At 60.6% G+C, this 15248-nt stretch carries 5 protein-coding genes; 2 read left to right on the top strand and 3 right to left on the bottom strand.

All coding sequences use genetic code 11. The features are described from left to right. Nucleotides 1–32 precede the first annotated feature (32 nt). Nucleotides 33–1148, bottom strand: coding sequence for a Gfo/Idh/MocA family protein (locus BMX59_RS10060; RefSeq protein ID WP_093121219.1), 1116 nt, complete (start codon nucleotides 1146–1148; stop codon nucleotides 33–35). A gap of 307 nt (nucleotides 1149–1455) precedes the next feature. Between BMX59_RS10060 and BMX59_RS10055 the strand changes: the two genes are divergently transcribed. Beyond that, nucleotides 1456–2496 (top strand): WD40/YVTN/BNR-like repeat-containing protein, encoded by a 1041-nt coding sequence (locus BMX59_RS10055; protein ID WP_092244232.1) that lies wholly within the window; start codon nucleotides 1456–1458, stop codon nucleotides 2494–2496. Between the two features lie 30 nt (nucleotides 2497–2526). Then, complete coding sequence (locus BMX59_RS10050; RefSeq protein ID WP_092244229.1) at nucleotides 2527–4902, top strand: efflux RND transporter permease subunit; 2376 nt, start codon at nucleotides 2527–2529, stop codon at nucleotides 4900–4902. Nucleotides 4903–4948: 46 nt separating this feature from the next. On the opposite strand, the gene BMX59_RS10045 is transcribed toward BMX59_RS10050, so the two are convergent. Continuing rightward, nucleotides 4949–9769 (bottom strand): dermonecrotic toxin domain-containing protein, encoded by a 4821-nt coding sequence (locus tag BMX59_RS10045; protein WP_256572945.1) that lies wholly within the window; start codon nucleotides 9767–9769, stop codon nucleotides 4949–4951. A gap of 455 nt (nucleotides 9770–10224) precedes the next feature. Continuing rightward, nucleotides 10225–15138: a dermonecrotic toxin domain-containing protein gene (locus BMX59_RS10040; protein WP_093121218.1), complete on the bottom strand. Its 4914-nt coding sequence runs from the start codon at nucleotides 15136–15138 to the stop codon at nucleotides 10225–10227. Nucleotides 15139–15248 lie beyond the last annotated feature (110 nt).

Genomic DNA, 15248 nt, shown 5'->3' with positions numbered 1-15248 from the left:
AGCACCCTCCCACATTCGACCTGTGCTGTGTTTCAGACGGCGTTCACGGTTACCCAGCGCTCTTCTTTGGCCGCTACGCGAATCGCCGTTGCCAGTCGCTCAACCTCCCACGCCGCTTCAAAGTCCGTGCCATCCGCACCTTGGCCTGCCAGCGCCAGAATCAACTCCTGCACCTCCAGCGTCTTCAGTTCGTTGTACCCCAGTTGATGCCCCGCCGCCGGGCTGAACGCCGCATAACCCGGCAGGGCAGGGCCGGCGAGCAAACGCTGGAACCCCTCCTGACCCACGCGGCACACCTGCAATTCATTCAAGCGTTCCTGATCGAACGCCAGGGTGCCTTGCGTCCCGCTGATCTCGAAACTCAGGTGGTTCTTGTAGCCGTGCTTGAGCCAACTGCTGCTGACGGTGCCACGTGCGCCATTGGCGAAACGCAGCAGGGCATGCACCTGGTCATCCACGGCGATGGATCTCAGCTCGGCGCTGCCTTTGACGGCAGGGCGCTGGCCATGGACGGTCTGGGTGTCGGCGCACACGCTCAGCACATCCCCCACCAGATAACGGGCCATCGACAACAAATGACTGCCCAGGTCCGCCAGGGCGCCACCGGCATGTTCGACTTCGCACCGCCATGACCACGGGGAGGCCGGGTCGGCCATGAAGTCCTCGCTGAACTCGCCCTGGAAGCTGATGATTTCGCCGAGCTCGCCGCTGGCTATCATCTGCCGCGCCAGTGTGATCATCGGGTTGTGCTGGTAGTTGTAGCCGACCCGCGTCACCACCCCGGCGGCACTGGCGGCGCGGCGCATGGCGTCGGCCTGTTCCAGGCTCACGGCCAGGGGTTTTTCGCAGTACACCGCCTTGCCCGCGGCTATCGCGGCCATGGCCATGGGATAGTGCAAATGGTTGGGCGTGGTGATAGCCACCACATCGACGCTCGGATCATTGATCAGCGCCTGCCAATCGCCATGGGCCTGGGCAAACCCCCAGGCGGTGGCACAGCGCCGGGCGCGTTCGCTGTCGGCATCGGCCAGGGCGGCCAGCTTGAGGTGTACCGGCAGTTCGAATACCGCACGGGCGTTATTGAATGCCAATGCATGGGCGCGGCCCATGAAGCCTGTGCCGATCAAGCCGATTCCGAGTTCACGCATCGCCGTGGTCCTTTGGATTATTGTTTTCAGGAAGGCTATTAATGGAATAAAAATTCCTTAAATTCAATAGATGGAATAAAAATTCATTTGTGCGCTGGCAATCACCCCGGCGAATGCAGCTACATTCACCATGGGGCCAAATGCCTTCAGTTAACAAAAGATAACGTAGCGCCGATTGTCAGACGATTCGAAAGCCCGATAGGATGGCCCCTGCTTCCTCCAGGCGCTCTAGATTGCAGGTTCCAAGGCCCCGGAAGGCGAGCGATAACAATAATAAATGGGAGAAGGGTCTATGAGTGAGCCTGTCATGGGTTGGGTTGTCTGCCGCCCACGCGCCGCACGCAGGGTTGCGATGCTGGCCGCAGCGCTCTCGCTGTTTGGACTGGGGGTAGCGTCAGCCGCGTTGTCGACCTCCGTCCAGGCCGCCGGCGATACCACTTTTGCGATTGAATCCCCCAAGGCCGCCAAGGGCCTGATGATCGACGTGGTCCACGCAGGCAAGCGCCTGGTGGCGGTCGGTGATCGCGGGCACATCCTCTATTCGGACGACCAGGGCAGCACCTGGACCCAAGCCAAAGTCCCCACCCGGCAATTGCTCACGGCGGTGTTTTTTGTCGATGACAAGCAAGGCTGGGCGGTCGGCCACGATGCACAGATCCTCGCCAGCACCGACGGCGGCGCGACCTGGAGCCAGCAGTATCAGGACCTCAAGCGCGAAGCGCCTCTACTCGATGTGTGGTTCAACGACGCGAACCACGGCCTGGCCGTGGGCGCCTACGGTGCGCTGATTGAAACCACCGACGGTGGCAAGACCTGGAATGACGTCAGCGACCGCCTCGACAACGAAGACCAGTATCACCTCAACGCCATTGCCCACATCAAGGATGCCGGCCTGTTCATCGTCGGCGAGCAGGGCAGCATGTTCCGCTCCAGTGACGACGGCCAGACCTGGGAAAAACTCGAAGGCCCCTACGAGGGTTCGTTGTTTGGCGTGATCGGCACCGCCCAAGCGCAAACGCTGTTGGCCTACGGCTTGCGCGGCAACCTGTACCGCTCCACGGATTTCGGCAGTACCTGGGAACAGGTCGAATTGAACGCGGCGCGGGGAGCGCTGGAGTTTGGTTTGTCGGGCGCGGCGTTGCTGGATGACGGTGCCATCGTCGTGGTGGGCAACGGCGGCAGTGTGGTGGTCAGCCATGACGATGGGCTGACCTTCAGCGTGTTCAACCGTCCGGACCGGATTTCGCTGTCGTCAGTCACGGCGGCCGGCAACGGCAACTTGATTCTGGCCGGGCAGGGTGGGGTGCGGGTTGCCACGCCGACTGGCGCCGAACTGCTCCTGAAATAAAGAGCCAAAATAAGAAGAAGGCGGGGAACCATGAGCAGTCATCACAACGATAAAGCGACCTTTCTTGAGCGCCTGATCTTCAACAACCGCCCGGCAGTGATCGTGATCTGCCTGCTGGTGAGTATTTTCCTGTTCTGGCAGGCAACGTTGATACGCCCGTCCACCAGTTTTGAAAAGATGATCCCCCTCAAGCACCCCTTCATCGAAAAGATGATGGAACACCGCAACGACCTGGCCAACCTGGGCAATACGGTGCGCATCTCGGTGGAGGCCAGGGACGGTGATATTTTTACCAGGGAGTACATGGAGACTCTGCGGCAGATCAACGACGAGGTGTTCTACATCTCCGGCGTCGATCGTTCGGGGCTCAAGTCGCTGTGGAGCCCCAGCGTACGCTGGACCGAAGTGACCGAAGAGGGGTTTGCCGGCGGTGAAGTGATCCCGCAGAGCTACAACGGCTCGCCGGAAAGTCTCGATCAACTGCGCAACAACGTGCTCAAGTCTGGCCAGGTCGGGCGACTGGTGGCCAACGATTTCAAGTCGAGCATTGTCGACATCCCGCTGTTGGAGTCCTACCCGGACCCGCAGGACCAGGGCAAGTTGCTGGCCCTGGACTACCGCAAGTTCTCCCACGAACTGGAAGACAAGATCCGCGACAAGTTCGAAGCCCAGAACCCCAACGTCAAGATCCACATCGTCGGCTTCGCCAAGAAGGTCGGTGACCTGATCGACGGCCTGGTCATGGTGGTGATGTTCTTCGGCATCGCGTTCGTTATCACCCTGATCCTGCTGCTGTGGTTCACCAACTGCCTGCGCAGCACAGTCGCCGTGTTGAGCACCACGCTGGTGGCGGTGATCTGGCAGCTGGGGTTGATGCACTTCTTCGGTTTCGGCCTTGATCCCTATTCGATGCTGGTGCCGTTCCTGATCTTCGCCATCGGGATCTCTCACGGCGTGCAGAAGATCAACGGCATCGCGCTGCAGTCCAGCGAGGCGGACAATGCGCTGACCGCCGCCCGGCGTACCTTCCGGCAACTGTTCCTGCCGGGGATGATCGCAATCCTGGCCGACGCGGTGGGCTTCATCACGCTGTTGATCATCGACATCGGTGTAATCCGTGAACTGGCGATCGGCGCGTCCATCGGCGTAGCGGTGATCGTGTTTACCAACCTGATCCTGTTGCCGGTAGCGATCTCCTATGTCGGTATCAGCAAGCGCGCCATCGCCAAGAGCAAGAAAGACGCGAATCGCGAACATTCGTTCTGGCGCCTGCTGTCGAATTTTGCCAACCCGAAAGTCGCGCCGATCTCCATCGCCCTGGCGCTTGTCGCCTTTGGCGGCGGCCTCTGGTACAGCCAGAACCTGAAGATCGGCGACCTTGACCAGGGTGCGCCGGAGTTGCGCCCGGACTCGCGCTACAACAAGGACAACAACTTCATCATCAGCAATTACTCCACCAGTTCCGACGTGCTGGTGGTGATGGTCAAGACGAAGGCCGAAGGTTGCTCGCGCTATGAAGCCATGGCGCCCATCGACCAACTGATGTGGAAGATGCAGAACACCGAGGGCGTGCAGTCGGCGATTTCGCTGGTGACCGTGTCCAAGCAGATGATCAAGGGCATGAACGAGGGCAACCTGAAATGGGAAACCCTGTCGCGCAACCCGGATGTGCTGAACAACTCCATCGCCCGTGCCGATGGCCTGTACAACAACAACTGTTCCCTGGCGCCGGTGCTGGTGTTCCTCAACGACCACAAGGCCGAGACCCTCGACCGTGCGGTGCATGCCGTGCAGGACTTTGCCAGGGAAAACAACAAGGACGGCCTGGAATTCATCCTCGCCGCCGGTAACGCCGGGATCGAAGCGGCCACCAACGAAGTGATCAAGGAGTCGGAACTGACCATCCTGATCCTGGTGTACCTGTGCGTGGCGACCATGTGCATGATCACCTTCCGCTCCTGGGCCGCGACGCTGTGCATCGTGCTGCCGCTGGTGCTGACCTCGGTGCTGGGCAACGCGCTGATGGCATTCATGGGCATCGGCGTCAAGGTCGCGACCTTGCCGGTGGTGGCCCTCGGCGTGGGGATTGGCGTGGACTACGGCATCTACATCTACAGCCGCCTGGAGAGCTTCCTGCGTGCCGGTTTGCCGTTGCAAGAAGCCTATTACCAGACCCTCAAGTCCACCGGTAAAGCCGTGCTATTCACCGGCCTGTGTCTGGCGATCGGCGTGTGCACCTGGATTTTCTCGGCCATCAAGTTCCAGGCCGACATGGGTCTGATGCTGACCTTCATGTTGCTGTGGAACATGTTCGGTGCGCTGTGGCTGTTGCCGGCCCTGGCGCGTTTCCTGATCAAACCGGAGAAACTGGCGGGGCAGAAGGGCAACTCGCTGTTTGCGCACTGAGTCGCCGCCTCCGAAAAAGCCGCACAGGGTGCGGCTTTTTTGCGGGTTACAGTTTCAGGAACAGTTTCTCATCCAGTGGCTTGCCAATCTGCGCACGGACAAGATCCACCGCCCCGGCAGAACCCGGCTCGTTGACCAGGTCTTTCTGGGTCAGGTAGCGCTGGGCGGGTATCTTCAGGTGCGCCGCCGTGTACGTGTCACGCGGTGCGCCGGGTTGTGGGTAGTGAAAGTGCGCAAACCACAACGGCTCCACAGTGCCTTTTTTCCTGACCACGTACTCGGTGAAGACGTCGCCGCTTGCGGTGGGTATATCGCGCCGCACCAGGTTGATATCGACGAAGCCGTTGCGCCAGAGGAAGTCGACATTCTCCGGCTTGGGTTTCACTGCGAAATAACCATCCGCCGCATATTGCCGTGCTTTGCGCTGTAGCTCATCCGCCTCGTTTCTCCAACGGGCCACGAGCTCAGCGGTTTCCGGACGCGTTCCCTGGTGGTGCTCGGCTTGCTGGGCCAGTTCTCGCAACTTGTCGGCGCGCTGTTGCAGCATATCGTGCCAATCCAATGGATCAACGGTGTCCCGGGTTTCGGGTTTCTCGAGTTTCTTTTTCTGATGCTTGATCGACGCCTCTTTCTGCGCGGCTTCCACCATCACTGTGGCGGCTTCCTCTTTGTAGGTCGCCAGTGATTTCGGCGGACGAGGAAGCTGGGGGGCGGACGGTTGTCCCTCAACTATCTGAACCCATTTGCCTTCGGTGACATGTTCGCTGTAGCTGGCGAGGGTCTCCCCCGTCTGGGGATCTTTCACGTCAATGATGTTGAACGGCGCAGTCTTGGGTTCACGCAAGGTGCCTGTTAGTGTCTTTTTGTCACGGGTTTTGAACACCTGCTGTTTCTTTGTTTTGGGCGGGCGTTTCTTGCTCGCGGGTCGGGGGGGCGTCAGTTGCAGTTCTTCCCGGACGACATCGGCCAGATCACGTTCGGCAGCGGCGATGAATTCGTTCAGGCGTTGGTGGAATACATTTTGGTACTCGGGACGGCACAGCTCAGGGCTTGTTTCAGATAGGGCAGTGCTGTCGTGCAGGCTCTGTTTGTAGGTGTCGATGATGGTTTGCAATAACGCTTTGCGTTCATCGAGCGTGTAGCCGCTATATTCGTGCAGATCCCTAAACGCCCGACTCACTGCGTCCAGCGACGTTGTGTGAAAGCGATTTGCATAAAACTGAGCGTCTGACCCCTCTGCGATTCTGGCAAACCGGTTGACGCTGAGTATCTTGAGCGTCTTCAAAAGTGTTAACTTTTCTTCGAGCGCTACGATGATCGGAGGCCGCGTTGTTATGCGGTCAAGGTAATGATCGACTTCTGTGGCGGCGAAGGAGGAGTCATTGCGCCACTCTTCTTCCAACGTCGCGAAGGCTTGCTTGGCCTGCCACAGTTTTTCACGGTTCTGGTAAATCGCTTTCGTCCCTTCGATGACTCTTGGGTACGCAGCTGCGGAACCCGATCGAAGCTCTTGAACCAGCTCGTTCATGGGCTCGCCATGAGCGGTGTGCGCCTGGCTCTCTCGGAGCAGTCGTTTGTAGACGATAATCGAGTTATTCAGCGCTTTTGACATGCTCATATAAAGCAACGAACGTCGCATCTTGTTTTCCAGGAGATCATCGATGTCAGCAAATTTTTTGGGCCGGAGGACTTCGATGGCATTTCTGCCATGCTGCAGAAATTCAGCAAGGTAGGGTTCGAGCTGGGTGAGATGTTGGTCGATCTTGCTTTTCAGTGCTTCCGTGGTACGCAGTTGTTCTGCATATTGAGCGTCAAAACGTCCGCTCGAAGGGTCCGTTCGGGTGAGTTTCCATAGCGTTATGAGTTTCTTTCTGGCACCTTCGTAGCCAACCAGGTCTTTGTCGCCAACCAGGTCTTTGTTGAGCTCATTGAGTGTTTTGAGATAGCTATCCGAGGCCATCTTCACTTTGTCAGTTTGCTGATCGAACTCGGCCTCTTTCAGCGCCTCTGCCCTGAGGTTTTCATCCATCTTACGTGCGATGCCGCCTTTGGGCATGCCCCCCCTGAGCTTGGGGCTGAGGTCGAAATCCCAGCGGCCGGCGTCATCGCGCTTCAGGGGCGGCCCTGTGCGCGCCTTGTCCTGCTGATCAATCACGAACATCCCGTCCAGGTCCCGTGCCACGCGGAACCACAGGTTGCCAATGTGCGCATGCAGTTTGTCATCAATACGGTACAGGCCTTTCAAGCTCCCTTCAGTGATCGCCGTGCCCGGTTCGGCAGGGGCGGGTACGCTGAATGTCTGCACGTGTGCCCATTGGGCAGGGCTCAGGTCTCGCGGGCTGGAATAGGCGAAGTCAAACGCCCGTTGGCTGTCGATGAATCCGGGGGCGGACGCGGGGTCACCCTCTTCGACCAATATTTGCGAGGGAGGACTGACGGCATCGGTGCGACGTAGCGCAATTTCGACTTCCGTGCGTTGTGCAAAAGGCACGTCACCCACGGGGCGGACCGGCTTGGTTGTGACGGCGGTGTGGCTCAGCAATGTGCCGACATTGACCAGCAGATCGACCATGTTGGCGGCCGGATCACGGGTATTCGGTTCACTGCCTTCTTTGATGTCGTGCTCGAGGCTGGCCAACTGCATCAGCCAGCCAACCATCGCGCCCGGGCCGCGTAAAACGGGCAGCAGTGTGTTGAACAGCAGCCATCCCAGCTCCTTGCAGGACGCCCAGCGACTCTGGGCGTCGGAGGTGGATTGGTTATCGGCCAGCGTCACCAGGCTGCGAGCGTTGGCGTTGAACAAATATTGCATCAGGTCGCCGTTCTGTACATCGTGGTGCAACTGCTGTGCCGCCGGGTAACCACCGACCGCCAAGGTGGTGGGAGCGGGCTGGCTGGGGGCGTCGAATTCGTTGAACACGCCGTAACGGGCGATGTTGGGTGTCTTGAACCCGCCGTTACCGTAGATCGCACGGGTTTTTTCGTCCGGCAGCCAGGCCAGGATGCGCTGTTGCAGCGTGCCGGGTTCCTGGATCGCGGCCAGCAGCGCATCGCGGCTGGGAAACTCTTGCAGGCTCGGGGACAGTTGCGGGCCGTACAGGATGTGCGGGCCTTTCGCGGGGTCCACGGGCTCGATCAGGAACATGTTGGCGACCACATCCGGCGTGGCCCCCGGCTTGCGCAGGAACGCCAGGGGACGCACGGTGATTTCCTGGCCGTCGACCCGGCGCGCGCCGGCGCCGGGTTGAGCAATGGCTTCGACAAACTGGTAGCCTTTCGCGCTGATCCCCGCTTGCCCCTTCAACTTGAGTTCCAGCGCCTGCATGGCCAGTTGGATCGGCACTTGCTCGCAGAACAGTGCGGCACGTTCCCGGGCCTGGGCAGTGTCACTGAGCAACTGCTGGTTGAGCAGGGCCGGATAGTGCTGGCCGATGTCGACTTTGCTGATCAGGTCCTTGAGTGTCTGCGCCATCTGGGGATCGTTCACCGGCTGTCCGCGCAAGCGAATATCCATGGCTCCCTTGGGCAGCCCCGCGAGATTCTCCAGCGCCATGTCCACCAGGCTCATCCTGACCGGTTCGATATAGCCGCTGCCCATGTTGCCCACGGGGACTTTGAAGGTGATTTCCAGGTCCTTGGCGGTGTAGCCCTTGGGTGCCAGTTCTGCATCGAGTTGTTGTTCGGCGTAGGTGCGCAGGTCCGGGATGTCGGTAAGGAAGTTTCGGCCCTGATGGCGTCGCACGCTGCTGGCCAGGTCCAGGATATGGCGTTGGTAGGCAAAGCGCTCGGCTTCGCCGGCCTTTGCCAGCCAATCGGGCAGGTTGCGCTTGAACTGCTCCAGCCGGTTGGGCGGCAACTGCGAACTCGTGCTGAACCACGCGGCGGTATCGGTGGCTTGGGAAAACAGTTGTTCAAGATCGGTCCCATTGCCCTGGGCGGGGAGCTTGATTGCATTGAGGTTCTGCAATTGACGGTCCAGGAGAATGGCGGCCTGGATATCGAAGATGTTGCCGTCCGGTTCCACGCGCTTCCAGTTCAGGCGGTCGAAGCTGAACTGCGCGCCGAGCTGACGCTCCCAGGCCACGGCAAACTGCTCCAGGGACTCATAGGGCGTGACGACGCCCGCGCTCGTCACTTGCAGAACGACGGTATGGCCGTCGACCTCGTGGGTGATCAACAGGTCCGGGCTCAGCACGTCAGCGCGGGTCTGGCCGTGTTTCAGGATAGAGTCGAGGGTGAATACCTTGGCGGCGTTCGCGCCGTGGACCTGGGTTCGTTCACGGGTATCCGGGTAGCGCGTGACCTGATCCAGGGTTGCGCGCTGCCGCTCATCCAGGCCGGGCTGCTTGAGGCCGGCGATACGCAGGGTGTCGCAGAGGGTGTCGCTGAGCCACCGCCAGCGGCTGACGGAAGCGCCTGCTCCCGTGGCCTGCACGAAGGCGTCCTGGCCCCAATACTGGCTCAGTGCTTGGGCGTAGGCATCCTTCAGGCAGGATTTCAGGCTGCCGATGGCCAGCTCGACGGTCTGCGTATCCAGGGGCGTTGCACGACTGCCTGTGCCGTCGACGATTTTCAGCGTGCTGCCGCTGGTGGAGTCGACCCACTTGCACGGCTCGCCGTAGCGGTCGCTAAAGTCCAGTTCGGCGCCGGATGCCAGATGTTCAAGCACCAGGTCCACCAGTGGCCTGAGCCGGTACTGCAGCGGATCGGACTGTGTCGCCACTGCCACGGAGGTCTTGTCACTGTCGAACTCCAGCGTGGGGTATCGATGCCTCACGGCTTCATTCAGCAGGGAGGCCACCACCGAACGCACCGTTGGCCGTGTTGCGAATTGGTCAGCCACCACCTGGGCGGGCGAGTCATGCACTACTGGCGTGCCTGGGCTGAGCTGAGCAAGGAACCTCGATCCCGGGCCTGGCAGTGGAGGACGGGCACGTCGGGGTTTCGCCGCTGCGGTTGGCCGCTCCAGTAGGGGTGAGTGTGTGACGGGCGCCTGGCTGATGATGGCCGGCAACGTAGTGCTGAACGGGGCGGAACTGAGTCGATAGGCGCTGTGTACTGATGGCATAGAGGCACTTCCTTGGCTTCAGGTTGATAAGCGCCAGAGAAAGTACAAGCTCGATGCAGCGAAGGTTTCGAAAAAGCGTTTTGAACTGTGTCGAGTCGCCGCCGACACGTTTGCCAAGCCTTGTCGTACCGCGCTTGAGCGCGCCTGTTTCAGTGTGTGAACAGACGGCGCCAACGGGTACGTGACCGCCACGTCGACCGTCGTACCCGCTGGCGACCACGCTAATACCCCATCCTCTGGTCAGCCGGCCTTGTTCACGCCTGAACACCCTTGGGCTTGGGCGCTATCTTGAGGAACAGGTTGTCCAGCGGTGGAGTGATGAGCACGTAGACGATTTTCGTCACGGGTTCGCTGCCCGGGTCTTTCACGCGGCTCAGGTAATCCTGCACATGGGCCTTGAGCAAATCCTTCTGGGTGAGTTTGCGTTGCTCCGGCAATTTCAGATGGGCCCGCGTATAGCCATCGGGCGGCGCGTCGGCGGTGGCGTAGTGGAAATGGGCGTACCACAACACCACCGGCGGTTTTTGCGCCTTGTCGTACACCGCGTATTCGGTGAAGAAGTCTCCACTGAGGGTCGGGCGTTGCGGGTCGGCCTGGCTCGTGAGGTTGATATCGATCTGCTGGTGGTCCCAGAGGTAGGCGACGCTTTCCATTGTCGGCCACTGGCGTTTGTAGGCATCGCTGCAGATGCGCTGTGCCCAGCGATTGATGTCCTTGGCTTGCGCCAGGCATTCGTCAATCAGGTTCTGGGCCGTGGGTGCATCGAGATGGTCGCGTTTGATTTCATTGGCGAGTTGGGTAAGTTTTTCGGCTTGCGCGTTGAGCAGCGTGTCCCATTCGCCGGGATTGGCATCCTGGCGAGTGAGGGGGTTGTCCAGTTTCGCCTGGTCCGCCGCGACCAATTGCTCCAGGTCCTGGCGTTGTCCGATCAATCCCTGGGCTTCACTCTTGAGGGTCGCGAGTGAGCGAAGCTGCGGGGCCGGCGTCGAGGTGGTTGCCTCGTCGATGGGGGCCCAACCGTCCGTATGCTGGTTATACGAAGCCAGGGTCTTGCCCAGCAACGTGTCGGTGATGGTGATGTGTTCCTCGCCGTTATGCGCGTCGGCGGGCTTGAACTCTCCGATCAGGTATTCCTTTTTGCGGGTCTTGAACACGCGCTTTGCCGGGGGCTTGGCACGCAGTGTCTTGGACAGTGGCAGTTCGACCTTGAGGTCTTCCTGTTCTCTGACCACCGCCTCCAGTTCGTTTTGCGCCAACGCCCTGGCGAATTCGAGGCCCTTGAGCACACGTTCGGCTTCGGGCCCCAAGGCATCGGGCTTCAGCGTCTTGAGGGCCCTCAGGGCGAACTCGGCCTGCTGGTATTTATCGAGAACTGTCTCGTAGACATTGCGTTGCTCGGCCAACGGGTATTCGGTACTGCTGCGTACCTCGATGTGGGATTTCAGGCCTATGTCCAGCCCGCACACCTGATAACGCGCCTTGTAATACCACTGCAACGCAGACAGTGATGAAGGCATCTTGAAGCGTAGTTGGCTCAGGCTGGCAAGCAGTTCCAGCGCGCTGAGCTTGAGGTTGTCGGAGAAAAACAATTCAACGATTGGAATGCCTGCCAGCAGTTCCTGCCGTACCGCGCGCGCTGCAGCGGACGCTTGTCCCAGATGCTGGAGGGTGGCTTCCATGGTGGCGGAATGCGCGGCCATGTGTTCGAGGTAGTCGATGTAACCGGTGACCATCCGCAGGTTTTCGTCGACGAGGGTCAAGTCTCCCGCGACGATTCGCGGTTGCATCCGTTCGTGCCATGCCGCCAATGGCTCGCCCGCCTCGGTAGCGGTATGAAAATCCAACGCTTCCAATTGCATCTTGTGGAGGAACAACTGTTGGTTCCAGAGCTCTTTCAGGATGGTTGACGCATTGATCAGGGGCAGGTCGGCAATGGCGGCGGCCTCCAGCTGGCGGGTCAAGGTGGCCAACTCAAAGCGCACGGGCAGGGATTCGGACAGTTGAGTTTCGAGGTGCTGCAGCAATACACCAAACTGGTTGCGAAGGCGTTTGTACTCGGAGATTTCAGTCTGTTGGCGTATTTCCAGGTCTGGACGCTGGGTTTGCGAAGCCTTGAGCAGCAGATCCTGAATGATTCGCAGGGTCTTGAGTTGTTTCTCCAGGCCCTTGAGGGCGGATGCCAGTTGCGCTCCTGCCTGATCAATGGGGACCATGAGGTACTGCGCCTCCTGAGCGAGCTGGAGCAAGCGATCCTTCAACCTTTCGTTCTCAAGTTGTTTTTCATGGCGCAGCTCCTGCAACCGCTTGCGTCCGCCCCCCTGCAACTTGAGACCACGGTCCAGCGTCCAATGGCCGTTGCCGTCGGTTTTCAGCTTGATGCCCGGGTGATCCGGTTTGAGCGGGTGAATGATAAAGACTTCACCGAAACCCGGCACGATGTTGACCCTGAACAACAAGCCTCCCACCGAGGCATGCCATTGGTCGTTGATCTTGTACAAACCCCGATAGGGCCCGAGATTGACCGGTTCGGGAGCCGGCGTGGGCCAGGGCACATTGACGGCCCGCAGTCGCTCGAAAAGCGCCGCCGAGGCGCCATCGCCGGCCAGGGAGCGATCAAAGTCCAACAGCGTGCGACCACCCCCCGGTGGCTCGGAAGGCAGGCCGACAGCGCCTCGTTCAACCACCGCCGGCCTGATCAGACGCTGGCCTGGCAGTGGGTGCTTGAAGGGCAAAGGGATCGTGGCCTGTTCATCGCGCTGGGATTCTTCGTGCGACGCGCCGGTCGATCCGTGATGCAACATCGCCATGCCGATATTGAGCAGCAGATCAATCCACGCCAGCTCCCTGGCTGTGGGATCGGCACTCTCCAGTGCCGGCAGGTCCTTCACTACGCCATGCATGGCCTGCATCAGCCAACCGACTGCCGCCATGGGGCCGCGTACAACCAGCAGCAGGGTGTTGAATCCCAGTTGCAGGCCTTCAAGGATAAGCGCCCAGCGGCTTTCACTGTTGGAGGTCGACTCCCTTTCGGCCTGGTCCACCAGTTGCTGTGTTTCACTGCCGAACAGATATTCCATGAGGCTGCCGTTGCGCAGCGCCAGGCCTATTTCATCGTTGCTTTCGTCGTCGGCACCGGCCAGCTCGGCGGGCTTTGGCACGCTGGGCAGGCTGTCGAACTCCGAGCCCATGCCGATGCGCACGTAGTGAGGCTCGTTGAAACCGCCGTTGCTGTAGACCGCCCTGGCCTGGTCCGGCAACCAGGTCAGTACGCTCTCCTGCAGGTCGCCGGGTTGCACGATGGCCGCCAGCAACTGCTGGCGATTGGGGTATTCCAGCAGCGCCTCGGCATAGGCCGGTCGATACAGCAGGTGCGGTCCCGACTGCGTGTCGCGGGGTTCGATGACGAACATATTGCGCACCACATCCGCGGTGGCGCCTGGCTTGCGTACAAAGGCCAGCGGCCGGATGACAATATCCTCGCCATTGACCCGGCGCTCCAGTGGGTTGGGGTTGACCAGCGCTTTCACACACTCGAAACCACGCTGGGTGAGGCCGGCTTCGCCCTTGATCAAACGCTCCAGTGCCTGGGTTTTCAGATGCAGGGGGCGCAGTTGCTCGAACAGGCGTTGACGTTTGCGTGCCGCTTCGGTCTGCCCCATCAGCTCCCGGCGCAGGTAAGCGGGGTAGTTTTTGCCGATGTCGACGCGCTGGACCAGTTGAAGGAGGTAGTCGGGTGTCAGCCAGGCTTCGATCGCGCGGCCTTTGACGTGGCGTATTGTCATGCGGCCTTTGGGGCGGCCCGACAGGTTCTTCAGGGCCAGGTCGACCAGGTTCATGACGACCGGTTCGACGTAACCGCCTTCGAGGATACCGACCGGCACATGAAAGGTCAGTTCCAGATCGCCAGCATCGTAGCCGGTCGCCAGCGCTTCATGGGTGCAGGCGCGCAGTCCGCCCTGGGCAACCGCACGGTCCATGCACAGTTGCTGGTTCACATGCGCGGTGGCATAGCCGCGCAGTGTTTCCAGGCTATCGAAGTCGGCGTCGCCAAGGGTCTGGCGCTTGATGCTGGCGTTTTCCAGCAGGGTGTGTCGGTAGGCCAGGCGGTTGGCGGCGCTGGTGGCTTGCAGATGATCCGGCAGGGCGGCCTGGATGGCCGCCACCGTTGCCGGCGACGTGGCGTTTGATGGCGCCAGCCACTGCGCAGGGTCGGTGGTGACGGCAAACAGGCGTTCCACTGCTTGCCGCGTGGATTGGGCGGGAAGCTGGAGAGTCGCGAGATCGTCCAACTGCTGGTTCAGGATGAGCGCCGCTTGCACTTCGAAAATATTGCCGTCGGGTTCGTACTGCTGCCAGGTGATGCGCTCGGCCATGAAGCGCTGTTGCAACTGCTCGCCCCACGCCTGGCCGAAGGTTTCCAGGTCGGGGTAGGTCTGGATCTCACCGTTCAGGCGAAAAAGCAGTGCTTGCTTACCGCGCACCACCAGGATCTCGGTGCCTTGTACGGTCAGCCGCTTGCCGGCGCGTTGCAAGTGGGTTTCCAAGGTGTAGGCGTGGACCTCGTTGGCGGGGGCGGGGCTGAGCGTGCGCGATGCCCGGTCGGGATAACGGTTCAACGCGCTGAGTATTTCAATGTGCTGGGCAGCGAGGCCGGTCTGGCGTGTGGCGACCTCGAGCAACACACCTTGCAGCACATCGGCCAGCCACTTCCAGCGGACGCTCCCTGCGTCGCTGTCCTGTCCCCAGTACGCAGCCAAGGCTTCTTGAAAACCGATGAACAGCACCCGTGGCAGCTCCCGGATGAGGGCTTCGATAACCCGCAGGTCGAAGTCGCGGCGCTCTCCGTTCTCATGAGAACCGAGCCGGGTGCCAGTGGCATCGCTCAGGTAGCAATCCAGGTTCTGGCGTGCCGTCAGCTCGGGGAAACTGCCGTCGGCGATATGGTCCAGGGCAACGTCCAGCAACGGCAGCAGGGCGCGGCCGCCGCCTTCGCGGGGGACGGCCAGCCGAAGGTCGGCGACGGGCAGCGTCAGGGGCGGGTACTTCTCCACCAGGTGGGTGCCCAGCATTTGCGCGGTGACGGTGCGCAAAGTGGGGCGCCCGAGAAATTGCGCTGCAATCGCTTGTCGTGTGGGGTTTGCCGCTGGGGCGGGGGGCTGTACAGGCATGTGGGTTCCTTGATGTCGGATAAGAGTGCGTCCTTGCAAGGTAATGCCCAGCGTTGTCGCCATGCGGTAGCCCGCTATGGTTTTAGGCCCTGGCGGCAAACTGGCCTATG

Source organism: Pseudomonas sp. NFR09, assembly GCF_900111535.1.
Classification (GTDB): domain Bacteria; phylum Pseudomonadota; class Gammaproteobacteria; order Pseudomonadales; family Pseudomonadaceae; genus Aquipseudomonas; species Aquipseudomonas extremorientalis.
This window is presented reverse-complemented; position numbering and strand designations above follow the sequence as displayed.

Excerpts from the sequence above, each read along its gene's own strand:
- BMX59_RS10060 (WP_093121219.1), bottom strand. The coding sequence starts at position 1,148 with ATGCGTGAACTCGGAATCGGCTTGATCGGCACAGGCTTCATGGGCCGC.
- BMX59_RS10055 (WP_092244232.1), top strand. The coding sequence starts at position 1,456 with ATGGGTTGGGTTGTCTGCCGCCCACGCGCCGCACGCAGGGTTGCGATG.
- BMX59_RS10050 (WP_092244229.1), top strand. The coding sequence starts at position 2,527 with ATGAGCAGTCATCACAACGATAAAGCGACCTTTCTTGAGCGCCTGATC.
- BMX59_RS10040 (WP_093121218.1), bottom strand. The coding sequence starts at position 15,138 with ATGCCTGTACAGCCCCCCGCCCCAGCGGCAAACCCCACACGACAAGCG.